The sequence below is a fragment of the Janthinobacterium sp. Ant5-2-1 genome, from assembly GCF_001445815.1.
Lineage (GTDB): Bacteria > Pseudomonadota > Gammaproteobacteria > Burkholderiales > Burkholderiaceae_D > Janthinobacterium > Janthinobacterium lividum_E.
Map to the genome: position 1 here is coordinate 36,499 of NZ_LNCE01000065.1, position 23,721 is coordinate 60,219.

General features: G+C 65.2%; 25 protein-coding genes. 11 read left to right on the top strand and 14 right to left on the bottom strand.

Features of this window, described 5'->3' with window-relative positions:
* The first annotated feature begins 32 nt into the window (after nt 1-32).
* From ASN89_RS20605 to ASN89_RS20620, 4 genes are all read left to right on the top strand, one after another.
* A complete protein-coding gene (locus ASN89_RS20605) occupies nt 33-704 on the top strand; it encodes a thiol:disulfide interchange protein DsbA/DsbL (RefSeq protein WP_058050579.1) in 672 nt (223 codons plus the stop codon).
* Between the two features lie 11 nt (nt 705-715).
* Complete coding sequence (locus tag ASN89_RS20610; protein ID WP_058050580.1) at nt 716-940, top strand: hypothetical protein; 225 nt, start codon at nt 716-718, stop codon at nt 938-940.
* An 81-nt stretch (nt 941-1,021) separates the two neighbouring features.
* Nucleotides 1,022-1,768: an SDR family oxidoreductase gene (locus ASN89_RS20615; RefSeq protein WP_058050581.1), complete on the top strand. Its 747-nt coding sequence runs from the start codon at nt 1,022-1,024 to the stop codon at nt 1,766-1,768.
* Between the two features lie 114 nt (nt 1,769-1,882).
* The gene (locus ASN89_RS20620; protein WP_058050582.1) at nt 1,883-2,413 is read left to right on the top strand and encodes an ester cyclase; all 531 of its coding nucleotides are present in this window, start codon (nt 1,883-1,885) and stop codon (nt 2,411-2,413) included.
* Between the two features lie 10 nt (nt 2,414-2,423).
* Here the strand turns inward: ASN89_RS20620 and ASN89_RS20625 are convergent, their stop codons facing one another.
* The 7 genes from ASN89_RS20625 to ASN89_RS29065 form a co-directional block, all read right to left on the bottom strand.
* A complete protein-coding gene (locus ASN89_RS20625; RefSeq protein ID WP_058050583.1) occupies nt 2,424-3,341 on the bottom strand; it encodes a LysR substrate-binding domain-containing protein in 918 nt (305 codons plus the stop codon).
* The gene (locus ASN89_RS20630) at nt 3,338-4,234 is read right to left on the bottom strand and encodes a biotin/lipoyl-binding protein (RefSeq protein ID WP_058050584.1); all 897 of its coding nucleotides are present in this window, start codon (nt 4,232-4,234) and stop codon (nt 3,338-3,340) included. The genes ASN89_RS20625 and ASN89_RS20630 overlap by 4 nt, the downstream gene beginning before the upstream one ends.
* Nucleotides 4,235-4,284: 50 nt before the next feature.
* A complete protein-coding gene (locus ASN89_RS20635) occupies nt 4,285-4,485 on the bottom strand; it encodes a DUF1656 domain-containing protein (RefSeq protein ID WP_058050585.1) in 201 nt (66 codons plus the stop codon).
* The gene (locus ASN89_RS20640; protein WP_058050586.1) at nt 4,475-6,619 is read right to left on the bottom strand and encodes an FUSC family protein; all 2,145 of its coding nucleotides are present in this window, start codon (nt 6,617-6,619) and stop codon (nt 4,475-4,477) included. Before ASN89_RS20640 ends, ASN89_RS20635 begins: the two co-directional genes overlap by 11 nt.
* 10 nt (nt 6,620-6,629) lie before the next feature.
* Nucleotides 6,630-7,136: a MarR family winged helix-turn-helix transcriptional regulator gene (locus ASN89_RS20645; protein WP_046682655.1), complete on the bottom strand. Its 507-nt coding sequence runs from the start codon at nt 7,134-7,136 to the stop codon at nt 6,630-6,632.
* A 73-nt stretch (nt 7,137-7,209) separates the two neighbouring features.
* Complete coding sequence (locus tag ASN89_RS20650; protein ID WP_046682654.1) at nt 7,210-8,622, bottom strand: efflux transporter outer membrane subunit; 1,413 nt, start codon at nt 8,620-8,622, stop codon at nt 7,210-7,212.
* 128 nt (nt 8,623-8,750) lie between these two features.
* Nucleotides 8,751-9,068, bottom strand: a complete 318-nt coding sequence (locus tag ASN89_RS29065) for a DUF4148 domain-containing protein (RefSeq protein WP_046682653.1) — start codon at nt 9,066-9,068, stop codon at nt 8,751-8,753.
* 285 nt (nt 9,069-9,353) lie between these two features.
* Between ASN89_RS29065 and ASN89_RS20660 the strand changes: the two genes are divergently transcribed.
* From ASN89_RS20660 to ASN89_RS20670, 3 genes are all read left to right on the top strand, one after another.
* Nucleotides 9,354-9,683, top strand: a complete 330-nt coding sequence (locus ASN89_RS20660) for a hypothetical protein (protein ID WP_058050587.1) — start codon at nt 9,354-9,356, stop codon at nt 9,681-9,683.
* Nucleotides 9,684-9,810: 127 nt separating this feature from the next.
* Nucleotides 9,811-10,116 carry a hypothetical protein gene (locus ASN89_RS20665; RefSeq protein WP_235502029.1) on the top strand — a complete coding sequence of 102 codons (306 nt, stop codon included), beginning with the start codon at nt 9,811-9,813 and terminating at the stop codon, nt 10,114-10,116.
* Between the two features lie 82 nt (nt 10,117-10,198).
* Nucleotides 10,199-10,675 (top strand): DUF2244 domain-containing protein, encoded by a 477-nt coding sequence (locus ASN89_RS20670; protein ID WP_058050589.1) that lies wholly within the window; start codon nt 10,199-10,201, stop codon nt 10,673-10,675.
* On the opposite strand, the gene ASN89_RS20675 is transcribed toward ASN89_RS20670, so the two are convergent.
* Both ASN89_RS20675 and mgrA read right to left on the bottom strand, forming a co-directional pair.
* Nucleotides 10,660-11,154, bottom strand: coding sequence for a hypothetical protein (locus ASN89_RS20675; protein WP_058050590.1), 495 nt, complete (start codon nt 11,152-11,154; stop codon nt 10,660-10,662). The genes ASN89_RS20670 and ASN89_RS20675 overlap by 16 nt on opposite strands.
* Before the next feature lie 76 nt (nt 11,155-11,230).
* Nucleotides 11,231-12,271, bottom strand: coding sequence for an L-glyceraldehyde 3-phosphate reductase (gene mgrA, locus ASN89_RS20680; RefSeq protein WP_058050599.1), 1,041 nt, complete (start codon nt 12,269-12,271; stop codon nt 11,231-11,233).
* A gap of 121 nt (nt 12,272-12,392) precedes the next feature.
* Here mgrA and ASN89_RS20685 point away from each other — a divergent pair, with 121 nt between their 5' ends.
* Nucleotides 12,393-13,973, top strand: coding sequence for a CYTH and CHAD domain-containing protein (locus tag ASN89_RS20685; protein WP_058050591.1), 1,581 nt, complete (start codon nt 12,393-12,395; stop codon nt 13,971-13,973).
* 6 nt (nt 13,974-13,979) lie between these two features.
* Here ASN89_RS20685 and ASN89_RS20690 read toward each other — a convergent pair whose 3' ends face one another.
* From ASN89_RS20690 to ASN89_RS20710, 5 genes are all read right to left on the bottom strand, one after another.
* The gene (locus tag ASN89_RS20690; RefSeq protein ID WP_058050592.1) at nt 13,980-14,855 is read right to left on the bottom strand and encodes a Kdo hydroxylase family protein; all 876 of its coding nucleotides are present in this window, start codon (nt 14,853-14,855) and stop codon (nt 13,980-13,982) included.
* A 79-nt stretch (nt 14,856-14,934) separates the two neighbouring features.
* A complete protein-coding gene (locus ASN89_RS20695) occupies nt 14,935-15,306 on the bottom strand; it encodes a lysozyme inhibitor LprI family protein (RefSeq protein WP_058050593.1) in 372 nt (123 codons plus the stop codon).
* An 86-nt stretch (nt 15,307-15,392) separates the two neighbouring features.
* Entirely contained in the window at nt 15,393-18,365 is a 2,973-nt protein-coding gene (locus ASN89_RS20700) for a sensor histidine kinase (protein ID WP_058050594.1), read from the bottom strand.
* 128 nt (nt 18,366-18,493) lie between these two features.
* A complete protein-coding gene (locus tag ASN89_RS20705; protein ID WP_034751750.1) occupies nt 18,494-19,072 on the bottom strand; it encodes a superoxide dismutase in 579 nt (192 codons plus the stop codon).
* 212 nt (nt 19,073-19,284) lie between these two features.
* Nucleotides 19,285-20,304, bottom strand: a complete 1,020-nt coding sequence (locus ASN89_RS20710; protein ID WP_034751748.1) for a LacI family DNA-binding transcriptional regulator — start codon at nt 20,302-20,304, stop codon at nt 19,285-19,287.
* A 442-nt stretch (nt 20,305-20,746) separates the two neighbouring features.
* Here ASN89_RS20710 and ASN89_RS20715 point away from each other — a divergent pair, with 442 nt between their 5' ends.
* From ASN89_RS20715 to ASN89_RS20725, 3 genes are all read left to right on the top strand, one after another.
* The gene (locus ASN89_RS20715) at nt 20,747-22,048 is read left to right on the top strand and encodes an extracellular solute-binding protein (protein WP_152988637.1); all 1,302 of its coding nucleotides are present in this window, start codon (nt 20,747-20,749) and stop codon (nt 22,046-22,048) included.
* Between the two features lie 7 nt (nt 22,049-22,055).
* Complete coding sequence (locus tag ASN89_RS20720) at nt 22,056-23,045, top strand: carbohydrate ABC transporter permease (protein ID WP_052755558.1); 990 nt, start codon at nt 22,056-22,058, stop codon at nt 23,043-23,045.
* Nucleotides 23,042-23,721: carbohydrate ABC transporter permease (locus ASN89_RS20725; RefSeq protein WP_058050595.1), on the top strand; the 680-nt coding region annotated here is incomplete at its 3' end. The genes ASN89_RS20720 and ASN89_RS20725, both read left to right, overlap by 4 nt.

A 23,721-nucleotide genomic window follows, 5' to 3' on the forward strand; every position in this document is an offset into this window, starting at 1 on the left:
CCGTTCACGACCACTTATGATGAAGGATTATTATGCGTTTTCTGCGTTTCTTGCGTCCCCTGCTTGCCGCCGTCACCCTGGTGGCGGCCACCGGCGGCGCCATGGCGGCCGATACCGGCTTTACCACGCTCACGACGCCAGTGCGTACGGACACGGGCAAGAAGGTGGAAGTGGTCGAGTATTTCATGTACTCGTGCCCGCATTGCTACGCACTCGATCCTTTGATGCACGACTGGGTCAAGAAGCAGGGCGACAAGATCGCTTTCCGCCGCATCCACCTGGCCTTCTCCGGCCCGAAAGACCCGCAGGCACACGCCTATGCCACGCTGGAAGCGATGGGCCAGCTGGACCAGTTCCACGACAAGATCTTCCGCGCCATTCACGTCGAGCGCAACCGCCTGAACCGCGATGACGCCATCCTCGACCTGCTGGTCAAGAACGGCATCGACAAGGCGAAATACCTGGACATGTTCAATTCCTTCGGCGTGCAGACCAAGCTGAAACGCAACGAACAGCTGATCACCGCCAGCAAGATCGACAGCGCACCGACCATCGTCATCGACGGCCGCTTCGTGACGTCGCCGGCGCAGCTGTCGCGCCCTGGCCAGTCCGAGCCGCAAACCCAGACGGCAACCCTGCGCGTGATGGATGAACTGGTGGCGCGCGTGCTGAAAGAGCGCGCTCCCGCGCCAGGGAAGAAGTAAGCGGAGAAGCCATGAAACAGCTGCCCTGGACTTTGTGCGTACTGGCCGTGGCCCTCGTGGCGTGGCTGGCGATCGCCATCGTCAACGTGGAAAACCAGCGCAATGCGCTGGCCAGCAAGGCTTGCGTGGACCCCGCGTTCAAGAACGAGGTCGATGCGAAATGCCTGGCGTCCGTGCGGTCGCGCGAACACTGGTGGCAGCATCTGACTTACGCCATGACGCATTTCCGAAATTGAATGTATCAGTACGAAAAACCCGCCGCGCGCGGGTTTTTTTTCGTCCGCGTATGATGAAGCCACAACTATTCAGGAGGGACAATGAAAGAAGTGATCTTGATTACAGGCAGCAGCCGCGGCATCGGCGCGGCGACGGCGCTGCTGGCGGCGCGCCAGGGCTATGCCGTCTGCATCAACTATGTGCGCGATGCGCAGGCGGCCGACGCGCTGTGTGCGCGCATCGTGGCCGACGGCGGCGAGGCCATCGCCGTGCAGGCCGACGCCAGCGATGAAGCGGACGTGGCACGGCTGTTTGGCGAAGTCGACGCACGTTTGGGAACGCTCACGGCGCTGGTCAACAATGTGGGCGTGCTGGAGCAGAAATGCAGGCTCGTCGACATGTCCGTGCAGCGCCTGGAACGCGTGCTGCGCACCAACGTGATCAGCTATTTCCTGTGCTGCCAGCAAGCCGTGCGGCGCATGTCGACGGCCCATGGCGGGCAGGGCGGGCGCATCGTGAACGTGTCGTCGGCGGCGGCCCGCCTCGGCTCTCCGGACGAATACATCGATTACGCGGCCTCGAAAGGCGCCGTCGATACCATGACCTTGGGCCTGGCGAAGGAAGTGGCGGCCGAGGGTATCCGCGTCAACGGCGTACGGCCCGGCATCATCTATACGGACATCCACGCGTCTGGCGGCGAACCGGGACGGGTGGCGCGCCTGGCGCCCGGCGTGCCGATGCAGCGGGGCGGCCAGCCGGAAGAAATCGCCGACGCGATTTTATACCTGCTGGGACCGGGCGCCAGCTATGTGACGGGCAGCATCCTCGACGTGGCGGGCGGGCGCTGATCTTCAACTGCTGCAAGTAACTGATTCAAGCGCGGGGCCAATTATCAGGCGGGGCAAGCGAGTCCAGAATGGCGGTGTGCCATGTGCACGCCGATCAACTCATTTGGAACTACTATGCCCGCTTTTGCCCCCGCCATCCTGGCCCTGTCGCTGCTGGCCGCCGCGCCAGCCCATGCCACCACGGATTTGCCCATGCCGGCCCAACTGTCCGGCGCCACCGCCACGGATAAAACGGCGCTGGCCGCGCGCCGCTACGCCGCATTCTGGCAAAGCGGCGACCCGGCCCTGGCGCGCCTGGCGCTGGCCGACAATTTTATTGACCGCACCTTGCCCGCCGGCCGCCCGCAGGGATTGGCCGGTCCGCTGCAGGCGTCGCAAGTGTTCCATGCGGCCGTGCCGGATTTGAAGGTGGTCATCGAGGAGATGCTGGTGGCCGGCGACCGGGTGACCCTGCGCCTGCATTTCACGGGGCGCTTCACGGGCGTCTTCCCCACGCCGCAGGGCGAGCTGCGCGGCCAGGGCCAAGCCATCGATTTCCATGCGTTCGACCTGTACCGCGTGAATGGGCAAGGGCGCATCAGCGACAACTGGCACCTGGAAGACAATCTGACCTTGCTGCGCCAGCTGGGCGTGCTGGCACCGTGAGGGCGGTCCGCTAGGGCTGCGCCGGCAGCGAGGAAAACTGCTGCAGCAGGAAGTCGACCAGCAGCGTGACCCGCGGCGGCTGGAAGCGGCTGCGCCGGTACAGCAGGTTCAGGGGGACGCTATCGGCAAAGTAATCGTCGAGCACCGTCTGCAAGCGCCCCGCGCGCAGGTCGTCGCCGATGTCGAGCAGGGATTTGTAGGCATAGCCATGGCCGGCCACGGCCCAGCGGCGGATGATTTCGCCGTCGTTGCTGTGCCATTCCCCTTGCAGGCGCAAGCCGTGGCGCTTGCCGTTTTCGCGGTAGCGCCATTCCTGCGGCGCGCCGTCGCCAGCCGTGAGCACGAGGGTGGGCAGCGACGCCAGGTCGCGCGGCGCGGACGGCACGCCGACCCTGGCGGCCAGCGCGGGCGCCACGCACACGACGCGCCGGCCCGGGTGCAGCAGGCGCGCCACCATGTCGCTGTCGGGCAGCTCGCCGTAGCGGATGGCCAGGTCGACGTCGTCCTGCACCAGGTTGGCCGTGGCGTCCGTCAGGGTCAGCGCATGGCGCACCTGCGGGTGCAGCGCGGCAAAGCGGTCGAGCATGGGCAGCAGCAGCTGGCGGCCGATGTCCGATGGCGCCGAGATGCGCACCACGCCGCGCACGGCGCCGCCACCCGGGTGCAAACCGTCTTCCGCCTGCGCCAGCAAGTCCAGCGCCTGTTCGCTGTAGCGGCGGTAGTGCAGGCCTTCTTCCGTCAGGCGCAGCTGGCGCGTTGTGCGTTCGAACAGGGTGGCGCCCAGCGCCGTTTCCAGGCGCGCGATGGCGGCGCTGGCGGCGGCCGGCGACAGGCCGTGCTTGCGGCCGGCCGCGGAAAAGCTGCCCAGCGCCGCAGCGTCGAGGAACAGGGCGATTTCCGCCAGGCGTCCGGCGCCGCCGCGTATCATGCCGGGTGCGCGGCCGCTGGTTTCGGCGCCGGTGCAGAGTGGGGCGTGATCACCACGGTGCACGTGGTGCCGGCCACCAGCAATTGTCCCTTCGGCTGCTCGTCGATGTGGATGCGCACGGGCACGCGCTGCGCCAGGCGCACCCAGTTGAAGGTGGGGTTGACGTCGGCCAGCAGTTCGCGGCCCGTGGCGGCGTCGCGGTCGGTGATGCCGCGCGCGATGCTCTCGATGTGGCCGTGCAGCGTGCCGCCGCTCATCAGATTCATTTCCGCCTTGTCGTCCTGCGCCAGCATGCCCAGCTTGGTCTCTTCGAAGTAGCCGACGACGTAGTACGAGGCGCTGTCGATGACGGCCAGCTTGGCCGCGCCGACGGCGGCGAAATCGCCCTTGTGCACGTTCAGGTTCGTCACGTAGCCGCTGACGGGCGCGCGCACGGTGGTGCGCTCCAGGTTCAATTGCGCCAGCGCGCGGGCGGCCACGGCGGCCTGCACCTGCGAGGTGGCCGAGGTGGCGGCGAAGGCCGCGCTTTCGCGGCTTTCCGTCGAGATGATGCTGGCGTCAAGACCCGCGCGGCGCTGGGCTTCCTTGCCGCGGCGGCCCTGTTCCGTCCTTTGCGCGGCCAGCACGGCGTCGGCTTGCGCCAGCGCGCTCGTGTAGCGTTCCTTGTCGACGACGAACAGGATATCTCCCTTTTGCACGACCTGGTTATCGCGCACCAGCACGTCCGTGACGGTGCCGGCCACGTCGGCGCTGATGTTGACGATGTCGGCCTTGATGCGGCCGTCGCGCGTCCACGGCGACTCCATGTAGCGGTCCCAGACGGTCTTGCCTATCCACAGGGCTGCGGCCAATAGCAGCAGGGTGATTGCATAGCGGGTCAGTTTGCTTACCATGTCGGCAGCCTTTCCTTGATCGGGTTGAACGGTTTTTTTTATTTGTAGCGCTATTTGTAGAGCGATAAAGCCAGCGCGCCGAAGATGGCGATGAAGATGCACAGCCGCGCCAGCGACGGGTGCCACACCATGCGGTACACGCCCAGGCAGCCCAGCACGCGGTCGAGCAGGGTTTGCAGGGCTATGCTGAGGAGGAACAGGGGCAGCAGGGTAGGAATCAGAATTCCGAACAGGGCGAATTCACGCGGCATGGTGGTCTCCGGCGCCAGGCGCCATGTGGTCGAGTAAGGAGGTGTAGATCGAGTGCAGGTCGGCCAGCGCCGTCTGCAGGCGCGCGCTGCGCTCGCCGGTGGCATCGGCTTCCGTCTGGGCCGCGCGCACCACGGCGCCCGCCTGCAGGGTGGCCGTCAGCGCCGCCTGCAGTGCCGTATCGCTGCGCGTGCGCAGCCAGCCGGCGATGTGGTCCACGCACTGCTGCAGCGCGTGGCGCGTGGCGCCCGGCCGGGCGGTGGCGATCAGTTCGCGCAGTTCGATCACGGAATGGCCGATTTCCAGCAGGGTCAAGGCCTGGCGCACGACGGCGCGCGCGGCCTCGCCCGGCGCCGGGCCTGCCGCCGCATTGAGCTGGCTGAGCAGGTCGCGCACGCGGTTGTCGAAACGGTGTTTGACGCGGCGTGCGGGCGCCGTGCACGCATGCAGCGCTTCGCGCCACAGGGCCCGGCCGATGTGGTCCTTGTGGCCCATCGTGTGCTCGGGCAGCAGTACGGCAAACACGAGGGCGGCCAGCATCAGCCCCACGATCAGCGCCATGCCCGTGTTCAAAAAGGCCGCGCCATCGACGTGCATCACATTCGCCGGCGCCATCTGCGTGATGAAGGTCGACACGCCCAGGCCCACGCCCAGCTTGGCGGGATTGGTCATCAGGTACAAGCCGACGGCGAGAAACGGCGCAAAACTGAGCACCAGCATGGGGAAGCCGTCGCCGTGCACCAGCACGAAGTACACGCAGACGAGCGACAGCGGCATGGCGATCAAAAAGCCCGCCAGCACCTGGCGGATCATCATGATGGGGCGCGGCGAGGACGAGGCCAGCGCGCAGAACACGGCCGCCATCAGCATCGCCGTGCTGGCGTAGGGCCAGGCGAGGAAGTAGGCGCCCAGCGCCAGCAGGGCCAGGCTGATGCCGGCGCGCGCGCCGCTGGCGAGCACCAGCGCGGGCGGCGTCTTCGGCGCATACGCCTGCGGCGTGCTCACGTCCAGCGGCGTGTCGTGCACGAGGCTGAAATACACTTCGTGAAAGCGGCTCATGTCGCGCGCGAAGCGCTCGAGCAGTTCGCACACGGTGTCGAAATCGATGCGCTGCGCATGCACGATGGCCGCGCCGTCGATGTCCGCGCGGGCCTGGCCCAGCGCCGTTTGCAGATGCCGCTGCATGGTGTCGAGCGAGTCTTGCGAAGGCGTCGCCTGCAGCGCTTCGGCGACGATGGCGTACAGGGGTGCGCAGGCCTGCATGACCTGGGTTTCGCCATCGCGCTGCAGGCGGTCGAACAGGCGGTGGAAGGTGTAGAAGGTCGTCAGCGCCGTCATGAAAGTGGCGTTGAAAGCGTGCAGCTTGCGGTTTTGCGCGCGCACGTGGCCCACTTTGCTGGTGACTTCGAACAGGGCGGCCGAGCGCCCCAGTTCCAGCGCCGCCACGTCGGCGGCAAACTGCAGATGCGTCAGTTCCACCTGCGCCGGCGTGAGCTTTTGCTGCAGCACGTCCTGGCAAAAGGTGAGGAATTTGCCGTAGCGCGCCTGCACCGTGCGCATCACCTGCGTGCCCTGATGGCGTGGCAGCAGCACGCTGGAGACGGCCGCCGAGCAGATGATGCCCAGGCTCACTTCAGCCACGCGCGTGACGGCCAGCGAAAACACCTGCATCGGCTGCTCGATGGCGGGCAAGACGATCATGCAGGCCGTGTAGCCGGCCAGCACGTACACATATGACTGGGCGTTGCGGTGCAGGGCCGAGCCGCTCGTGCACAGGCCCACCCACAGGGCCAGGCCGCCGAACAGCAGCACGGGCTGCTGCGGGAACAGGCCGATCAGGGTCAGCGCGGCCGTGCATCCCAGCAGGGTGCCGCACAGGCGGTAAAAGCTTTTTTCCAGCACCATGCCGCTGCTGGGCAGGGCCAGGATGATGGTGGTGGTCATCGCCGTGCTGGGTGAATCGAGGCCCAGGCGGTAGGCCAGCCACAGGGCGCAGAACGCGGCGATGAGGGTCTTGCCGACGTAGATCCAGCGTTCGCCTTCCGTCGCGCGCCAGTCCTGCAGCGCCAGCGCCAGCCAGCGGGCCGCCCGGGTCAGGGGGCCGTCTATAGGTGTTGTTGCTGTGGCTGGCGTCATCGATAGGCTATCAGTTCTGGTTGTTGAGATTGTTCAAATTGCGCAGCTGGCGCATGTACAGCTTGTCGAGCACTTGCAGCTCTTCTTCCGTAAACCCTTCGTACAGGGCCGACGTTTCCTGGTACACGTCGGGCAGCGCCGTTTCGATCAGCGCGCGGCCCTTGTCGGTCAGCGAGATCATCACGGAGCGGCGGTCACCGGGACGCGTGCCGCGGTGGATCAGGCCGCGCGTTTCCAGGTCGTTGCACACGCGCGTCAGGTTGGCCGGTTTTTCATGGCAGGCCATGCCCAGGGTGCAGGCGTTCGACGTTTCGTCGTCCGTGCCGTACAGCACGGCCAGCACCATGTAGCTGGCATCGACCAGGTCGTGCTTTTTCAGCGCGGCGTTGGTCAGATCCTTCATGCCTTTTTGAATGTGGTACGTCATGCGCAATAAACGCATCAGTTCCATGGGGAAGCCTGGCATGCGCGTGCGGATGTTTTGCAGCCGCTTGGAGGTGGCGTCAAAAGCGGTCATGTCATATTCCTTCATGTGTGAATAAAGTTCCGATTGTATCTTGTTGAGCTAGGGCAATGCCAGGATTGCAAGCTCAGATGCCGCCTCCCAGTGCATTCATCAAGGAAACGTACAGATCGAGCTCGCGTGCCCCATTTTGCGCCTGCTGCTGTTCTTCCGCCAGCAGCGCCACTTGCGTGTTGAGCATGGCGATGGCGTCGCTCATGCCCGCCTTGTACGCCTTTTCCGCCAGGTCGCGCGCGCGCTGCGCCGTGGCCAGCGCCTGCACGGTCAGCTCGTGTTGCCTGGCCAGCGATTGCGCCTTGGTGACGGCATTGGCCACGTCCGACATGGCGTTGATGACGGTGGCGTTGTACTGCTCCACGGCGCCGTCGTACACGGCCGTCTGGCTGCCCAGCTGGGCGCGCAAACGGGCGCCGGCAAAGATGGGCAGGCTCAGCGCGGGCGAGGCGCCGCGGATCTGCGAGTTGGCGTCGAGAAAATGGCTGAAGCCGAAGGCCTGGAAACCGGCGAACGCCACCAGGTTGACGTTCGGGTAGAACTCGGCCTTGGCGGCGTCGATGCGCTGCGCCGCCGCTTCCACTCTCCAGCGCTGGGCGGCGATGTCGGGGCGGCGGCCGATCAGGTCGGCAGGCAGCGCGGCGGGAATGGCCAGCGGCTGGTCCAAGCGCAGCACGGGGCGCGTGAGCGCCGCGCCGGCCGCCGGACCCTTGCCCGCCAGGGCCGCCAGCTGGTTGCGCAGCAGGGCCAGCGATTCGGCCGACTGTTCCAGCTGGCGGCGTCCGGCCGGCAAGGTGGTTTCGATTTGCGCCACGTCAATATCGGTGCCGATGCCGGCCGCCTTGCGCTGGCGCGTGATGTCGAGGATGCGGGCGCGCTGCGCCAGGCTGCGTTCGATCACGTCCTGCAGCTGGAATTCGTACGACAGCTGGATGTAGGTGCGCACCAGGGCCGTTTCCAGCGCCAGACGGGCCATCTGCGATTCGGCCGACGCCATCTGCACGTCGCCCAGGGCCGCGGACAGGGCGGCGCGGTTGCGGCCCCACAGGTCCAGGTCGTACGAGGCCGTGACGGTGGCCTGATTGCGCCACGCGTAATTGCCGGCCAGCGGCGCCGGCGTGCTGCCGTGCTGCGAATACAGTTCGCGGTTGATGGAGATGGCCGCGTCGGCTTGCGGGCGGGTCTTGTCCTCGGCTGCACCGGCCAGCGCCTCGGCCTGGCGCACGCGCGCCTGGGCGCCGCGCAGGGTGGGGCTGTCGGCCAGGGCCTGGTCCATCAAACGGTTCAATTGGGGGTCGTGCAGGTCTTGCCACCATTGCGTGCGCGGCCAGGCGATCGCTGCGCTGGCGGCGGCATCCATGGCCTGGCTCGCCTGCAGTTTATTGGCGTCGAGCATGGCCGATTGCGGCGCGATATGGCCCATGTCGGCGCAAGCGCTCAAGGCAAGGATCAGGCTGGCGGCAAGCAAACGGCGGTGCAGGGACATGCAGGAACTCCGGAAGAAGGTGTTGGGGCGATGCTGACAGCTCGCCGCGGTGAGCGCCGGGAGTGGCCCGGGTGCTGCGCCGCAACTGAGGTGTGTTACTGACTGACTGAAACCGGCTGACTGGTTTCTTATTGCACGACGTGTTTTGCCGTTTGCGCGACGTCAAAGTCCGCTTCCGTTTGCGGGATCAGGCCAGCCTTGCGGGCGGCGTAGAACTCGGCCATGACTTGCTCGCGCGTCACCTGGCTGGCGGCGGTGGCCGGCGTTTTCGGGTAGTCGACTTCGCTGGTGGCGATTTCGCCGGCGTTGCGGGCACGGATGTATTCGGCCGTGACTTGTTCGCGCGACAATTGCTGGCCCGTGGTGGCAGGCGCGGCGCTTTGGGCGAAAGCCGAGGTAGCGGTGGTGATGGCAAACAATGCTGCGATGAGTGATTTGGCTTGCATGATAAGACTCCAAAATGTGCATGATGGCTGGGTGGATGGGCCGGATCGCCACGTACCGGTCGGTTCGGCGGCATGGCGCTGTTGGGCGCCGTGCCGCCGATGAAGCAGTTTCTGGATGAGAAAATGCTTACTTGAATTAACTATAGCAATGAATAGTACATTTGTGAAGTAATTTATGAAAATAATTGTGCGCCGCCGCATTTCCCCCCAGGAAAATGCCGTGCAGGCGTGCGCCGCTGGCCGGGCCAGGGGAGTAAGCTGGTTTTTTTATTAACGGAGGCAGTCATGAGCGGTAGTTCACTCGATCCGGACAATTTGCCCGTCACCCCCGACCGCGTCCTGGGCAGCGGCCACGGCAAGGGCGCGCTGGGCCCCAGCGACAGTTCCGACAGCGGCAGCGACATGCAGGGCGTACCGGGCCAGGACCCGGAAGAGCTCGATAACGACAGCGATGCGGCCGGCACGGGCGAGCGGGCCGGCGTGGAGCCGCGCAATACGGCGCCCGACGGCGGCGACATCGACGTCGACCATGTGGAAAGCACGACGCCCGTGCAGCCAGCAGAGGAGGGTGATGGCGAGCCCAGCGCTTCCCGGACGCCGGCGCCGCGACCCTGATGCCATGGGCTGGCCGCAAATTGCCGCCGCTGTGTCGCCATCAGCGTAAAATGGCGGCAAGGCGGCGTGCGCGCCGCCATGGCCAGCCGGCCTGCACAGGATAGGATGTCAGAGGATGCAAACGCAGATGTCGCAAGAGAAAGAAAAAGACTTGATGTCGATGTACCGCGAGACGCGGCCGCGCGAGTTTTTTGGCGAAAAAAGTAATACCAATCACCTGGCCTGGAGTTTGCTGGTGATGTTGCTGGCGCTGGCGTTCTGGCTCGTCGTGGCCCTGGCTGCAGCGGAAAACCAGCGCTATGCCCTGGAAACGAAGGCGTGCCAGGATCACGTGTTCCCCACGGAAATCGACACGTCCTGCCTGAAACAGGTCAGGTCGCGCGACCACTGGTGGCAGCACGTGGGCCATGCGCTGGTGCGCATGGGCGCCTGAGCCGGCACAAGCAGGCTGAACGATCTGGCTGAACCTGGCGGCGGCCGCGAGGCCGGCGCGGTCATGGAGTGCGGGAGGCGCCATGCCACGCGATCACTCGCGCGAGCAGCCGCAATGGCTGCTGGCGCGCCACAGTGCCTTGACGGCGCGCCAGTTGCTGCGCGCCTATGGCTTGCTATGCCTGTTTTCTCTCGTCATTGCCGCCGCTTTTGCGCTGCGCGGCCTCTGGTACATTCCCGTTTTTTCGTTCCTGGAACTGGGCTTGGTGGCCGCCGCTCTGCTGCATTACCTGCGCCACGCGCGCGACTATGAACATATCGCCCTGCGCGATGGCGAACTGGTCATCGAACAGGTCAGCGCCGGCCACTGTCGGCGCCACCACTTTTCCCCGTGGCGCACGCGCATCGCCGTGCCGCAAGGGCCGCGCCAATTGATACACATCAACGATATGTGTAATGCTGCCCGCCATGTGTCAGTGGGCATCTTCGCCACGCCGGAACGGCGCCGGCAAGTGGCGCAAGAACTATGCGCGCTGCTGCCGCCCTATTTGGGCCCGTAAAACTGGAAAGTCTGTACCGCCAGCAAGGTGGTGGGGAAGCCCGTGATAGTCTTGAATTGCTTGATACCGGTGATCTTGTAGGCGCCGGCCTGGAACTCTTCCCCTTCCGCCCAGCTGTGATCCTTCATGGCAAACTGCAACAGATGCTTGTCGTTATAGCGGTAGCTGAAGATGGTGTAGGCGCCGACGCGGCTGGTGACGACGAAGCTTTCATCCTGTTGGTCGGCGATGAGCAGGATGCCCGGATAGCGCTCGATGCCCGCCTCCTCGTTCTGGATTCTCAGGATCACGTCGGTAAAACTGCATTCCGCGTCGCGGATCTTGTCGCGCTTCGTGGCGATCTTCATCACCTCGTCGTAGCTCTTGTTATGCACGATCGACCATTGCGGCGAGTCGCAATAATTGGCCGCGCGGGCGTTGGCCGCGCAGGACAGCAGCAGGCACGCGGTGATGGCGGTGATGGCGGGGATGGCTTGCATGGAACCTCGTGGTGGATGTTGGACGGCGGCGGCAGTCTACCTGCAGGCTGACGCCGCCACAAGCGCAGTGCGATCCTCAGGTGGCCCGCGACGGACCTTCCCACAGATTGATATGGCCTTCGCGCGCCTGCACGTCGATGGCGGCCAGCTCGTCGGCAGTGAACGACAGTTGCTGCAGCGCGGCCACGTTTTCGCGGATTTGCGCGCTGCTGCTCGCGCCGATCAGGGTCGACGTGACGCGGGGATCGCGCAGCACCCAGGCCAGCGCCATCTGCGCCAGGGTTTGCCCCCGCTGCGCGGCGATCTGGTTCAGGGCGCGCACGCGGGCCAGGTTTTCCGCGCTCAGATGCTGTTGCGTCAGCGAACCGCCGCCGGGACGGTTGACGCGCGCATCCTGCGGCACGCCATCGAGGTACTTGTCGCTGAGCAGCCCCTGCGCCAGCGCCGTGAACGTGATGCAGCCCATGCCTTCCTGCTGCAGGGTGTCGAGCAAGCCGTCTTCCTCGATCCAGCGGTTGAGCATGTTGTAGGCCGGCTGGTGGATCAGACACGGCACTTTCCACTCCTTCAGCAGGGCGGCCGCCTCGGCCGTCTTTTGTGGCGAATACGACGACAGGCCCACGTACAGCGCCTTGCCCTGCTGCACGGCGGTGGCCAGCGCGCCCATGGTTTCTTCCAGCGGCGTGTCGGCGTCGTAACGGTGCGAGTAAAAGATGTCGACATAGTCGAGGCCCAGGCGCTGCAGACTTTGGTCCAGGCTGGCCAGCACGTATTTGCGCGAACCGCCGCCCTGGCCGTACGGTCCCGGCCACATGTCCCAGCCCGCCTTGGTGGAAATGATCAGCTCATCGCGATAGGGCAGAAAATCGTCGCGCAGCAGCTTGCCGAAATTGCTTTCCGCGCTGCCATACGGCGGGCCGTAGTTATTCGCCAGGTCGAAATGCGTGATGCCCAGGTCGAACGCCGTGCGCAGCATGTCGCGCTGCGAAGCCAGATTGTTGCTGTCGCCAAAGTTATGCCACAGTCCCAGGGACAGCAGCGGCAGTTTCAGCCCGCTGCGCCCGCAAGTGCGGTATTGCATGCTGTCGTAGCGGTTCTCGGCGGCGTGGTAGGTCATGGCATCTCCCGGTTGAATGAAGCGCTTATTTTCGCGCAAAATCAAGGTCCGTGTGCGTGCGCCGTGCGCGTGGCCGCACGCGCCTTACAATAAGTGTTGAGGAGTCTCGCAAGGAGTAGTCATGGAAATCGAATTGAAACTGTTGCTGGCACAGCAGGATGTATCGCGTTTGCGCGCGCACCCGCTGCTGGCGCACTCCACGCAAGGTGCGCCGCAACTGCTGCGGATGCACGATATCTATGTCGATACGCCCGATCTGCAGCTGTGCCGACACCAGGCGGGCTTGCGCGTGCGCCAGGTGGACGGACGCTGGGTGCAAACCCTGAAGGCGGGCGGCACCGTCAGCGGCGGCTTGCACAGCCGCCACGAATGGGAAGGCGAGGTGCCGGGGCCGCAACCGGACCTGGCCGCGCTCGACTCGGCCATCGGCCGCAAGCAGCCCATCCGCGCGCTGCTGCGCCAGGACGCCATCCGCGGCGCCTTGCAGCCCGTGTTTACCACGCGCATGGAGCGCACCGTATGGCAGTTGCGCACGCCGCAGGGCGACGAGATCGAATGCGTGCTGGACCAGGGTGTCATTGAAAGCGGCGCGGATGGCGCCGCGCGCAGCGTGCCCGTCAGCGAGATCGAGCTGGAATTGAAGCAGGGGCAGGCGTCCAGCCTGTTCGACGTGGCGCTGGCCCTGCTGCAGGACGTGCCGCTGCAGCTGGGCCACATGAGCAAGGCGGAACGCGGTTACCGCCTCGCGGCGTCACAGCCTCTGCAGGCGGTGAAGGCCCAGCCCCTGGCGCTGGACGCGGCCATGTCGGTGGAGCAGGTGTTCCTGGCCATCGCCGGCAATTGCCTCGAGCAAGTCAGCGGCAACCAGGATGGCGTGGCAGGGGGCGAGGACGTGGAAAGCGTGCACCAGATGCGCGTGGGCCTGCGCCGGTTGCGCTCGGCGCTGGGCATGTTCAAGTCCCTGCTGGCGCTGCCGGATGCCTTGAAGGACGAACTCGAGTGGCTGGGCGGCGCGCTGGGCGAGGCGCGCGACTGGGATGTGTTGGCGGGCAATACTCTGGCGCAGCTCGACGGCGCGGCGGCCGCGGATGCGTCGGCGCTGGCGGAGGCGGCGCACGCGCAGGCGCGCCTCAAGCACGAATTGGCGGCCCAGGCCGTCACTTCGGCGCGCTACACGGCCTGCATGCTGGGCTTGCAGCGCTGGCTGCAGGCGCGCGCCTGGCGCGACAGCTGTTCCGTGCGCCAATTGCGGCGCCTGGACGCGCACGTTTCGCCGTTTGCCCGAGCGACCCTGCGCAAGGACCAGCGCCGCCTGATGCAGCGCGGCAAGCGCCTGCTGCATGCCACGCCGCAGCAGCGCCACCGGGTGCGCATCGCGGCCAAGAAGACGCGCTATGCGACGGAATTTTTTGCCTCGCTGTTTGCGGGCCGGGCCGTGAAACCGTATGTGGGGCGGCTGTCGGCGTTGCAGGATGAACTGGGCTGGCTCAACGATGTGCAAGTGGCCGACCGGCTGCTGCGGCAATTGCCCGAAGTTCAGACTGGCCAGGCCGGCCAGGCTGAACAGTTCGCCCAGGACGGATTACGGCTGCATGCGGCCTTCGTGCGCGGCTACTTGGCGGCGCGCGCGCAGGCGCAGGGCAGCGATGGCCGCATGCACAAGGCCTGGCGGCGCTTCAAGGCGGCCCGCTTGCCGGCCTGAACACGGCTAGGCCAGCGGACGTTGCAACTGGCGCTCGAGGATGGCCAGCGGCGACTTGTGCGGTGCTGCCATGGCGCGCACGGGCAGCAGCCAGGTTTGCTCCAGTGCATGCTGTCCCCGCAGGGCCGCGTGCGATACGGCGTCGCTGAAGACGATCCACGTCTGGCCCGGCGCGAACGCATGCGTGTGCTGTTCCACCTGCGCCTGGTAACCGAGGTCGGCCTTCATGGCGTCGTGCAGCTGCAGCATGTAGTGATCGTAGGCCGTGCGCCGCGACTTGGTGACGCGCAGCCATTGCAGCAGGGCCGCCAGCACGGGTTGCGGACGCTTCGCGACGGGCAAGAAATGCTGCGCCACCTGCTCGAATGGCGCGCCCAGTTTCCACACGCGGGGCGCATCGCGCGGATGGATGTTGGTGAAGACGCGCAGGATGCGCCGGCCCTGCGTGGGCGAGGAGGGAAAACTGTCGACGTGCAGGCGCGTATCGTCCTTGCGCCAGGAAGTCACGCGGCCGGCGATTTCCACGGGACGAAAGCTGCCCTTGCCTTGCTGCAGATGGGGAGAGTAGCCGGGCAGCAAGCCGGCCAGCAAGCGCTGCGTGTGCCGCGCATAGCGCTGCATCAGCGCGGCCAGCAGCGCCGTATCGCAGGCATCGCCGTGGCCGCGCACGCCGCGCGCCGGTTCCCAGCTGATGTTCTTGGCGCTGCTGGCGCTGCCCACAGCGCCGTTCAGCAGCGCATGTTCTTCCTGTCGCAGGGGAAAGCCCAGCGCGGGCAACAGCAGCACTTGCCCATCTTCCAGTGCCTGCTGCGCCGCCGCCTGCTGCGCGGCGCTGCCGCGGGCGTCCCACCGGTCCAGGGAAATATCGATGAGTTTGCTCATGGCACAAACGGGTAAAACATCGGAGCGGCCAGTATGGGCGCTTGCCGCCCGCTTCCGTTTGCGCTGGCGCAGATTCAGTTCACAGTTTGCTGTTCTGGCAGCCGGCACTAGCGCATTCGCGCACGCGGTCCTGCAGGAATTGCGCACGTTCGATGGTGGTTTGGGTGGCGCAATCGAGGTTCACATAGAAGCCCGACGATTCGCGCTTGGAGCAATTCTGGTTGCGGTTGGCTATCCACGCCAGTTGGCCCGATTTCAGCTTTTGCTTGCCGCTGGCATCGAGCTGGGAGCTAAGTTTCTTGTAGTTGGCGTTGAGTTCCTTTTCCGCTTCCTGGTACACCTTGTTGAGGCAGTACAGGCCGTCGAAGTCGTTGCGCGGCGTGTCGCAAGCCGAGTTGGCGAAGGCGGAACCGGAGGCAAACATGAGCAGGGCAAGCAGGCATTTTTTCATGGCGGGCTTTCAGAAAGTGGTGGGAGCCGGATCGGCGAGCAAGGCAGCGCTCTTGCGCATCCTACAACACTTCCCTTCCAGCGCCGTCAGTAAGCCAGGCGGCCCGGCACGCTCACTTCGATCTGCGTGCCGGCGCCGGGCCGGCTGTCGATGCGCAGGCTGGCCGCGATGCCGGCGGCGCGCTCGCGCATGCCGACCAGGCCCCAGTGGCCGGGCCGCTGGCCCGTTTGCGCCACGGCGTCATCGAGGCCGCAGCCGTCGTCGCGCACGCGCAGGGTGAACGCATGGTCCGCATAGTCGAGTTCCAGCACGATGTTGGCCGCCTCGGCATAGCGGGAGGCGTTGAACAGCGCTTCGCGCGCGATCGCATAGATTTCGTCATGCACGCGCGGCTGCAGGCGCCGGCAGGTGCCGCTCACGTGCACCGTGAACGCGTGCGCGCGGTGCTCTGCCAGGCCCTTGCCGAATTGCTGCAGCGCCAGGCGCAGTTCGTCCGGTTCGGCCGAGGCGCGCAAGTCCATGATCTGGTCGCGGCCTTCGATCAGCAACTGGTCGGCCAGGTTGAGGGTGCCGTCGAGGCGCGCCCGTTCGCGCGTGCCCTTGGGCAGCATGTCCGCATGCGCATGGAACGACAGGATCAGGCCCTGTACGCTTTGCAGCAGGGTGTCGTGCAGCGAACGGGCGATGCGCGAGCGTTCGGCCAGGCGCTCCTGCAAGCGTTCCTGCAGCCGTTCCTGCATGTTGCGCGTCAGGTGGCGGATGCGCAGCACATAGCCGCCATACAGCAGCAGCGCGGCGCCCAGCGCCAGCAGCACGACGAACCACGGCGTTTGCACGAAGGCGGGCGCGATGACGATGTCCAGCCCTGTCCCCTGCGTGTTCCACACGCCGTCTTCGTTGGCGGCCGTGACCTCGAAGCGGTAGCTGCCGGGTGCAAGGTTAGTGTAGTACGCTTCGCGGCGGCCGACCGCTTCCTGCCAGCCCGCGTCCACGCCCGCCAGTTTGTAGCGCAGGCGCACGCGTTCCGGCATCGACAGGCTCAGGGCCGTGAAGCCGATCTGCAGGGTCTTGCTGCCCTGCGGCAGGTGCTGCGGCTTGCCATCGTCCAGCGCGTAGCGCACGCCATTGGCCAGCAGGCTGTGGATCTGCACGGGCGGCACCAGGGCGTTGCGGCGGATGTGCAGCGGGTCGAGCATGCCGATGGTGGCCGAGGTGGAAAACCACAGCTTGCCATCGGGCGCATGGATCAGTGACGGCACGGGGCGCAGCTGCGAGGCATGGCCCTGCAAGCCGTCGAGCGCGTCGAAGCGTTCCGAGGTAACAGCGCTGCCGTCGCGCATCCACGCGGCCAGGCTGGCGGCGCCGATATGGTCGATGCCGTCCGCGCCATGCAGCCACAGGTCGCCGTCCGGCAGGCGCACGATGCCCGACACGCCGCGAAACGCTGCGCCGCGCGCGCCGCGCAAGGTGTGGAAGCGGCCGGCGCGGTACAGGGCCACGCCGTTTTCGCCGCCGGCCCACATCGCGTCGCCATCGCGGTACAGCTGCAGCACGGTGCCCACTTGCAGGCCCTCGGGCGCGCCGAGCCGCTTCACGGCGCCCGCGCGCTGGCCGTCGGCCACCAGGCTGACGGTATTGTCGGCATGGCCCAGCCAGACGGTGCCGGCGCCATCCATCGCCATGGCCGTCGTCAGCACCGTCGGCAGGCCGGACAGGCCGCCGTTGGCGATCCATTTTCCTTCGCTCAGGCGAAACAGGCCGCCGCCGGAAAACGAGGCCCACAGGGCCCCCGAGCGGTCTTGCTGCAGCGCCTGCGGATCGAGTCCCTGCACGGGCGTCGCCACGCGCGTCATGGTTCCGTTGCGCGCGCGATGGTGGAGTTCCTGCTCGTTGCCCAGCCACAGCGTGCCGTCGGGCGCCCAGTGACTGGCCGCCAGCGCCCCCTTCAAGATCACTTTTTTCATGCCATCGGCCGTAAAGCTGCGCACGTCGCTCACGTAGTCGCCGATCCACACATCGCCGTCGGGCCCCGGCAGCATGCCGGGATGGTCGAAGGGCACGGCAACGGCCAGGGTCTTCAGGCGGTTCGGCCGCAGCCGGTCCAGGCCCGTCGAGGTGCCGAACCACAGATTGCCTTCGCGGTCCTGGAACGACGTTTGCGGCAGCGGGCCGCTGATGCCGTTCTGGCGCGTCAGACGCTGGGCTGGCAGGCTGGGGCCGGAAGGCTCGAACTTGCGTTCGATGCCGTCGGGCTGCATCAGCCACATGGTGCCGGCACGGTCGAAACGGATGCTGTTACCCCTGGCGTCGGGCCGGATGGGCGCATCGCCGCGCGGCGCGCTGGTGCGCACGCGATAGTAATTGCTTTGCGCATCGACGGCCCAGATGGCGCCGTCGGGCGCTTCATCCATGCCGGTGAGGATTGTGCGCGGCCAGGCATGGGAAAAATGCGTCTCGCCCGGCCTGCGGAAATAGGCGCCAAGCATGGTGCCCACCCACTGCGTGCCGTCGCGCGCGAACAGGATCTGGTAGACGCGCTTGTCGGGCAGGCCCACGTTGGCCGCTTGCGCAACAAAACGGTCCGCGCCGGGCGCAAGGCGCGCCGCGCCATCGCGCGTGCCGACCCAGATGGCGCCGTCGGGCGCTACCTCGATATGGAACACGGCGCCCGGCGGCAAGCCGTCCGCTTCGCGGTAGGTGCGCACGCCATCCTTGCGAAAGACGCTGACGCCGCCGAGGCGGTAGCCGACCCACACGGCGCCGTCCGCCGGCGTGGCCAGGCCCAGCACATTGCTCGACGGCAGGCGGTGGCCGTACACGCTGTCGACCCTGTCGAAGCGCACGCCATCGTAGCGGTACAAGCCGGTGGCCGTCGCGATCCACAGCCAGCCATCCTTGCCCTGGGCGAATTTCAGCACATCGACGGGCGCGCCTTGCAAGGCGCCCCAGGCATTGTGGGTATAGTCGGACAGCAGGGGCGATGGGGCGGCAGCGCACGCGTGCAGGTGGCACGCCAGCAGGGGCAAGATCAACAGGCGGCGCAGCAGGCGAGCGGACATCGGGGCAGGGGGAGATAGCGGTGGCGGGGCAGTGATTGTAGCGCAGCGCCGTGCTTTTCAGCAGGCAAAAAAAAGCCTGCGCGGGTGGCGCAGGCTTCTTTTCGCCCTACGTTGACAGGAACTGGCGCTTACGCGAAGTTCTTGGCAACGAAGTCCCAGTTGACCAGGCCCCAGAACGTTTCCACGTACTTGGCGCGCAGGTTGCGGTAGTCGATGTAGTAGGCGTGTTCCCAGACGTCGCAGGTCAGCAGCGGCTTGTCGCCGGTAGTCAGCGGGCAGCCGGCGTTCGAGGTGTTGACGATGTCGACGGAACCGTCGGCTTTTTGCACCAGCCAGGTCCAGCCCGAACCGAAGTTGCCCACGCACGACTTGGTGAATTCTTCCTTGAACTTGTCGAACGACGACCATTTGGCGTTGATCGCGTCAGCCACGGCACCCGCAGGCGCGCCGCCGCCGGCCGGCTTCATGCCGTTCCAGTAGAAGGTGTGGTTCCATACCTGGGCTGCATTGTTGAAGATGCCGCCCGACGATTTCTTGATGATCTCTTCCAGCGACAGGTTCTCGAACTCGGTACCCTTGATCAGGTTGTTCAAGTTGGTGACATACGCCTGGTGATGCTTGGCATAGTGGTATTCCAGGGTTTCTTTCGAAATATGCGGCGCCAGAGCGTCCATTTCATACGGCAGTGGTGGCAGAGTATGTTCCATGTGATGTCCCTTTGTGGTGAGTGTTCGGAGTCTTCCAGCCTGAGGCCGGAGGGTTGAGCCAAGCTTGCTTGAAGCAGGCATTCTTGCTGAACGAGCCACTATTGTAAAGCGGATGCGCCATTGCTGCAGATTCCGGCACGCGTCGCGGATGCCTTTGGCGTAGTGATTCTCGTTCAGCCTGAATCGGGCGGAAAAGTTCCCAGCCGCAAGCCTTAACGGATGCGTCGGGTGGTCTCGCGAACGATCAGTTCCAGCGGTGGAATGGCCGCCTGCACGGCTTCGCCATTGATCAGTCCCAGCAGCGCTTCCGTGGCAATGCGGCCGATGTCGTACAGGGGCTGGTGGATGGTCGTCAGCGGCGGCGTCGTGTAGGACGAGCCGGGCAAGTCATCGAAACCGACGAGCGAGATATCGTCGGGCACGCGGATGCCCTTGCGGTACAGGCACAGGCGCACGCCGTAGGCGGACAGGTCGTTGGCGGCGAAGACGGCGCTGAATTGCTGCTGCGTATCGAACAGATGGTTCATGGCCAGCATCCCGCTTGCCTCGTGGAAATCGCCTTCCACCATCAGCTTCGGGTCGATGGCGATGTCCGCTTCGCGCAGCGCGCGCTGGTAGCCCGTCAGGCGCTCGGCCGCATCCGTGTTGTTGGCGGGGCCGGCCACGAAGGCGATGCGGCGGTGGCCCAGTTCCACCAGGTGGCGCACGGCCAGGTAGGCGCCGTATTCGTTGTCGAGCTTGAAGCCGATGGCGCTTTTCGTGGCCAGCAGGCGGCCCGTCGAGACGATGGGCCGCTGCTGCGAGAAATCGAGTACGCTCTCGTCCGAAATGCGCCCCGACAGCAGAATGATGCCATCGACCTTTCTCGCCAGCAGCAAACGGATGCGGTCCGCCTCTTCCTGCGCATTCCAGTGCCCGCTGACGATGACGGACGCATAGCCCGTGTCCTTTAAGCCGTCGTCCACGCCGCGCAGGCTTTCGTCGAAGAAGGGGCTGGAAATATCCTGCACCACGATGCCGATGGTCATCGAGCGGCCCTTCTTCAGACCCTGGGCCATCTGGTTCGGCGCGAATTTCATGTGTGCGATGGCCGCCAGCACGGCGTCGCGCTTGTCGTCGGACACCCTGGCCGTGCCATTGAGGATGCGCGAGACGGTGCTGGGCGACACGCCGGCCTGGCGGGCCACGTCGAGCAGGGTGGAAGGGGGAGCAGCGTGGGCGCTATCGTTCAAGGTGATTCCTGGGTATCAAGATGGCTGGTTCTCAGTGCTCTGAAAACCTTTTCATCGAAAGATTACCATAAATGGCTACAGGGGCGTCGGTCGGGGTAGTCGGCGTAGGTCGGGTTAGCCCGCAGGGCGTAAGCCGATACCGCGCAGCCAACAATGCCTCGGACCATGCCTCTGGCGCCAACAATGTTGTCGGATTACGCGCTCACGCGCTAATCCGACCTACGCTTGAAAACGTTTTCACGAAAAACAACAGCATCTTGAAATGGCGGATTTTTGCGTCATTTCATAGGAGAACACGCGCTCCGGCATCCATCTCGCCACGCTGCCCTCAATAAAAATGACAACTTTTTCGGTTGACTTGATTTTCTTTGCGGTGTTAAATGGACACATGTTGTGAAAACGTTTTCAAGATAGAAGACGCTCAATAAACGGAGATGAAATAATGAAGTCAAGCATCCTTGGCGCCGCCCCTCTGGCGGCGCTGACCCTGGCCTTTGGCGTGGCCGCCGCACCTGCAGCCGTCCCGCCGGCCGTCTCGCAGGCCGCACCGTTGCCGGCGCTGGCCCCGGCCACGATTACCGTCGCCTCCTTCCCCGACCTGGACCGCGCCGTGAAAACGGCCTTGCCCCTGTGGGAAAAGCTGTATCCGCAAGTGAAGGTCAAGCTGGTCAGCCTGCAGATCGACGACCACCATAACTCGATGACGACGGCGCTGGCGGCCGGTGCGCGCCTGCCCGACGTGATGGCCATCGACTTCCGCTATGTGGGCAGCTTCGCCGAATCGAAGGGCATGGAAGATTTGCTGCAGCCGCCATACGGGGCAGGGCAGTACCGCACCCAGTTCGTGCCGTTCACCTTCGTGCAGGCGACCAGTTCGCGCGGCACCCTGGGCGCCATGCCGGCCGACCTGGGACCTGGCACCTTGTTCTACCGCAAGGACCTGATGGACAAGGCGGGCATCAAGGAAAGCGATTTGACGCAATCGTGGGAGTCGTATATCGCGGCCGGCAAGAAACTCAAGGCTGCCACCGGCACCTATCTGCTGGCCGGCGCCAGCGACCTGGCCGACATCGTCATCCGCGCCAACCTGAAAGATGGCGAAGGCATCTATTTTGGCGACAAGGGCCAGGTGCTGGTCGATTCGCCCCGCTTCGTCAAAGCCTTCGAACTGGCCAAGGCGGCGCGGGTCGCCGGCATCGATGCGCGCACCGTGGCCTGGACGGGAGAGTGGGCCGAAGGCTTCAAGCGCGACAAGGTGGCCAGCCAGATGATGGGTTCGTGGCTCAGCGGCCACCTGACCAAGTGGCTGGCGCCCGATTCCAAAGGCCAGTGGCGCGCGGCGAACCTGCCGGCCGGCGCGCTGGCGTCCTACGGCGGCTCTTTCTATGGCATCCCGAAAAAGGCGGCGAATAAAACCCAGGCCTGGGAATTCATCAAGTTCATGACCGTGAACAAGGATATCCAGCTGCACTCGCTCAAAGAGATCGGCGCCTTCCCGGCCCTCAAGGCCGCGTATGCGGACCCGATGATGGACGAGCCGCAGCCGTATTTCGGCGGCCAGAAGACGCGCCTGCTGGCGCGCGACACGGCGGCGAAAATCCCCGTCATCCGCGTCGACAAGTTCGACGCCGTGGCGCGCGACATCGTCAACATGGAACTGGAAAGCGTGCTGGCGCAAAACAAGGATATCAAGACGGCGCTGGCCGACGCCAAGGCCCTGATCACCCACCGCGCGCGGCGCTAGGAGCAGCATGACTACCTCCATGCCTTGTACCGATGGCGCGCCCGCTGCTGCTGCGGCGCGGCCCGCCAGGAAACGCTACAACATGAAGAAGTGGGCGCCGTATATTTTCATCAGCCCCTTCTTCATCCTGTTCGCCGTCTTCAGCCTGTTCCCGCTGCTGTTTTCCATCTATCTGTCGTTCAACCAGTGGGAAGCGGCCAGCGGCGTGGAAGCCATGCAGTGGGTGGGCCTGGACAACTACAAGTACGCCTTGAGCGACCCGTGGTTTTTACGCTCGCTGGGCAATACCGTCTGGCTGGCGCTGGCCTCGGGCGTGCCGCAGCACCTGGTCGCCATTCCGCTGGCAGCCTTCATCCACAACAGCTTCAAGCGCTCGCGCAACCTGGTGATCGGCATTTACTTTTTACCGTTCATCACGTCCAGCGTGGCCATCGCCATGGTCTTCAACACTCTGTTCTCGCGCGACTATGGCCAGATCAATGTGCTGATCCAATGGTGCGCCAGCCTGCCGTTAATCGGTGGCCTGTTCCCGGCCGAATCGATCGACTGGCTGGGCAGCTCGCTGTTCATCAAGCCGGCCGTCGCCTTCGTGATTTTCTGGCGCTACCTGGGCTGGAACCTGGTGCTGTATCTGTCCGCGTTGCAGGTGATACCCAAGGATCTGTACGAGGCGGCCACCATCGACGGCGCGTCGAAACGCCAGCAGTTCTGGTACATCACCTTGCCGCAGCTGCGTCCGATGATCTACCTGGCCGTGACACTCACCATCATGGGCAACCTGCAGCTGTTCGAGGAACCGTTCGTGCTGGTGGCTGAGTCGAGCGGCGTGAGCCAGTCCGTGATGACGACGGCCATCTTCGTCTACAAGACGGCGTTTTCCTCGGGCGACTTCGGCACGGCGTCGGCCATTTCCTGGCTGCTGTTCCTGATCATCGCCAGCACCACCTGGGTCAATAACCGCATTTTCAGCCGCAATGAACGCAAGGAGGTCCGATGAAAACCACCCGCTGGACGGCCTACGCCATGGTGGCCATCGGCGCCCTGATCATGGTCTCGCCGTTCTACTTCATGTTCGTCTTCGCCACGCACACGAGCGCCGAGATTTACAGCCTGCCGCCGCCGCGCTGGTTCGGCACGGCCCTGCTCAACAACCTGGAATTGCTGCAGGAGCGCCTGCCGTTCTGGCGCAATATCGGCATCAGCCTGTACGTGGCGCTGATGACGACGGCGCTGACCTTGTTCTTTTGTTCGCTGGGCGGCTATGCGTTTGCCATGTACGAGTTCCGCTTCAAGCGGCCCTTGTTCACCCTGGTGATGGCGTCGATGATCATCCCCTCGTTCATGAACATGATCCCGACCTTCATGCTGATGGATTTCCTCGGATGGCTGGACCAGCCGCGCGCCCTGTACGTGCCGGGAGCGGCCGGCGCGCTGGGGATTTTCCTGATGCGCCAGTACATCGGCACGGCGATCCCGAAGGATTTGATCGAGGCGGCGCGCATCGACGGCTGTGGCGAATTCGCCATCTACTGGCGGGTCGTGCTGCCGCTGATCGGCCCCGCCATGGGCACCCTGGGCCTGATCACCTTCATCAACTCGTGGAACAATTTCATCACGCCGCTGGTCGTCATGCGCTCGGTCGAAAACTATACGATCCCGCTGGCCCTGCGCAG

What these genes read in the sequence shown, in the direction of transcription:
- ASN89_RS20605 (WP_058050579.1), top strand. Translation starts at nt 33, where the DNA reads ATGCGTTTTCTGCGTTTCTTGCGTCCCCTGCTTGCCGCCGTCACCCTG.
- ASN89_RS20610 (WP_058050580.1), top strand. Translation starts at nt 716, where the DNA reads ATGAAACAGCTGCCCTGGACTTTGTGCGTACTGGCCGTGGCCCTCGTG.
- ASN89_RS20615 (WP_058050581.1), top strand. Translation starts at nt 1,022, where the DNA reads ATGAAAGAAGTGATCTTGATTACAGGCAGCAGCCGCGGCATCGGCGCG.
- ASN89_RS20620 (WP_058050582.1), top strand. Translation starts at nt 1,883, where the DNA reads ATGCCCGCTTTTGCCCCCGCCATCCTGGCCCTGTCGCTGCTGGCCGCC.
- ASN89_RS20625 (WP_058050583.1), bottom strand. Translation starts at nt 3,341, where the DNA reads ATGATACGCGGCGGCGCCGGACGCCTGGCGGAAATCGCCCTGTTCCTC.
- ASN89_RS20630 (WP_058050584.1), bottom strand. Translation starts at nt 4,234, where the DNA reads ATGGTAAGCAAACTGACCCGCTATGCAATCACCCTGCTGCTATTGGCC.
- ASN89_RS20635 (WP_058050585.1), bottom strand. Translation starts at nt 4,485, where the DNA reads ATGCCGCGTGAATTCGCCCTGTTCGGAATTCTGATTCCTACCCTGCTG.
- ASN89_RS20640 (WP_058050586.1), bottom strand. Translation starts at nt 6,619, where the DNA reads ATGACGCCAGCCACAGCAACAACACCTATAGACGGCCCCCTGACCCGG.
- ASN89_RS20645 (WP_046682655.1), bottom strand. Translation starts at nt 7,136, where the DNA reads ATGACCGCTTTTGACGCCACCTCCAAGCGGCTGCAAAACATCCGCACG.
- ASN89_RS20650 (WP_046682654.1), bottom strand. Translation starts at nt 8,622, where the DNA reads ATGTCCCTGCACCGCCGTTTGCTTGCCGCCAGCCTGATCCTTGCCTTG.
- ASN89_RS29065 (WP_046682653.1), bottom strand. Translation starts at nt 9,068, where the DNA reads ATGCAAGCCAAATCACTCATCGCAGCATTGTTTGCCATCACCACCGCT.
- ASN89_RS20660 (WP_058050587.1), top strand. Translation starts at nt 9,354, where the DNA reads ATGAGCGGTAGTTCACTCGATCCGGACAATTTGCCCGTCACCCCCGAC.
- ASN89_RS20665 (WP_235502029.1), top strand. Translation starts at nt 9,811, where the DNA reads ATGTCGCAAGAGAAAGAAAAAGACTTGATGTCGATGTACCGCGAGACG.
- ASN89_RS20670 (WP_058050589.1), top strand. Translation starts at nt 10,199, where the DNA reads ATGCCACGCGATCACTCGCGCGAGCAGCCGCAATGGCTGCTGGCGCGC.
- ASN89_RS20675 (WP_058050590.1), bottom strand. Translation starts at nt 11,154, where the DNA reads ATGCAAGCCATCCCCGCCATCACCGCCATCACCGCGTGCCTGCTGCTG.
- mgrA (WP_058050599.1), bottom strand. Translation starts at nt 12,271, where the DNA reads ATGACCTACCACGCCGCCGAGAACCGCTACGACAGCATGCAATACCGC.
- ASN89_RS20685 (WP_058050591.1), top strand. Translation starts at nt 12,393, where the DNA reads ATGGAAATCGAATTGAAACTGTTGCTGGCACAGCAGGATGTATCGCGT.
- ASN89_RS20690 (WP_058050592.1), bottom strand. Translation starts at nt 14,855, where the DNA reads ATGAGCAAACTCATCGATATTTCCCTGGACCGGTGGGACGCCCGCGGC.
- ASN89_RS20695 (WP_058050593.1), bottom strand. Translation starts at nt 15,306, where the DNA reads ATGAAAAAATGCCTGCTTGCCCTGCTCATGTTTGCCTCCGGTTCCGCC.
- ASN89_RS20700 (WP_058050594.1), bottom strand. Translation starts at nt 18,365, where the DNA reads ATGTCCGCTCGCCTGCTGCGCCGCCTGTTGATCTTGCCCCTGCTGGCG.
- ASN89_RS20705 (WP_034751750.1), bottom strand. Translation starts at nt 19,072, where the DNA reads ATGGAACATACTCTGCCACCACTGCCGTATGAAATGGACGCTCTGGCG.
- ASN89_RS20715 (WP_152988637.1), top strand. Translation starts at nt 20,747, where the DNA reads ATGAAGTCAAGCATCCTTGGCGCCGCCCCTCTGGCGGCGCTGACCCTG.
- ASN89_RS20720 (WP_052755558.1), top strand. Translation starts at nt 22,056, where the DNA reads ATGACTACCTCCATGCCTTGTACCGATGGCGCGCCCGCTGCTGCTGCG.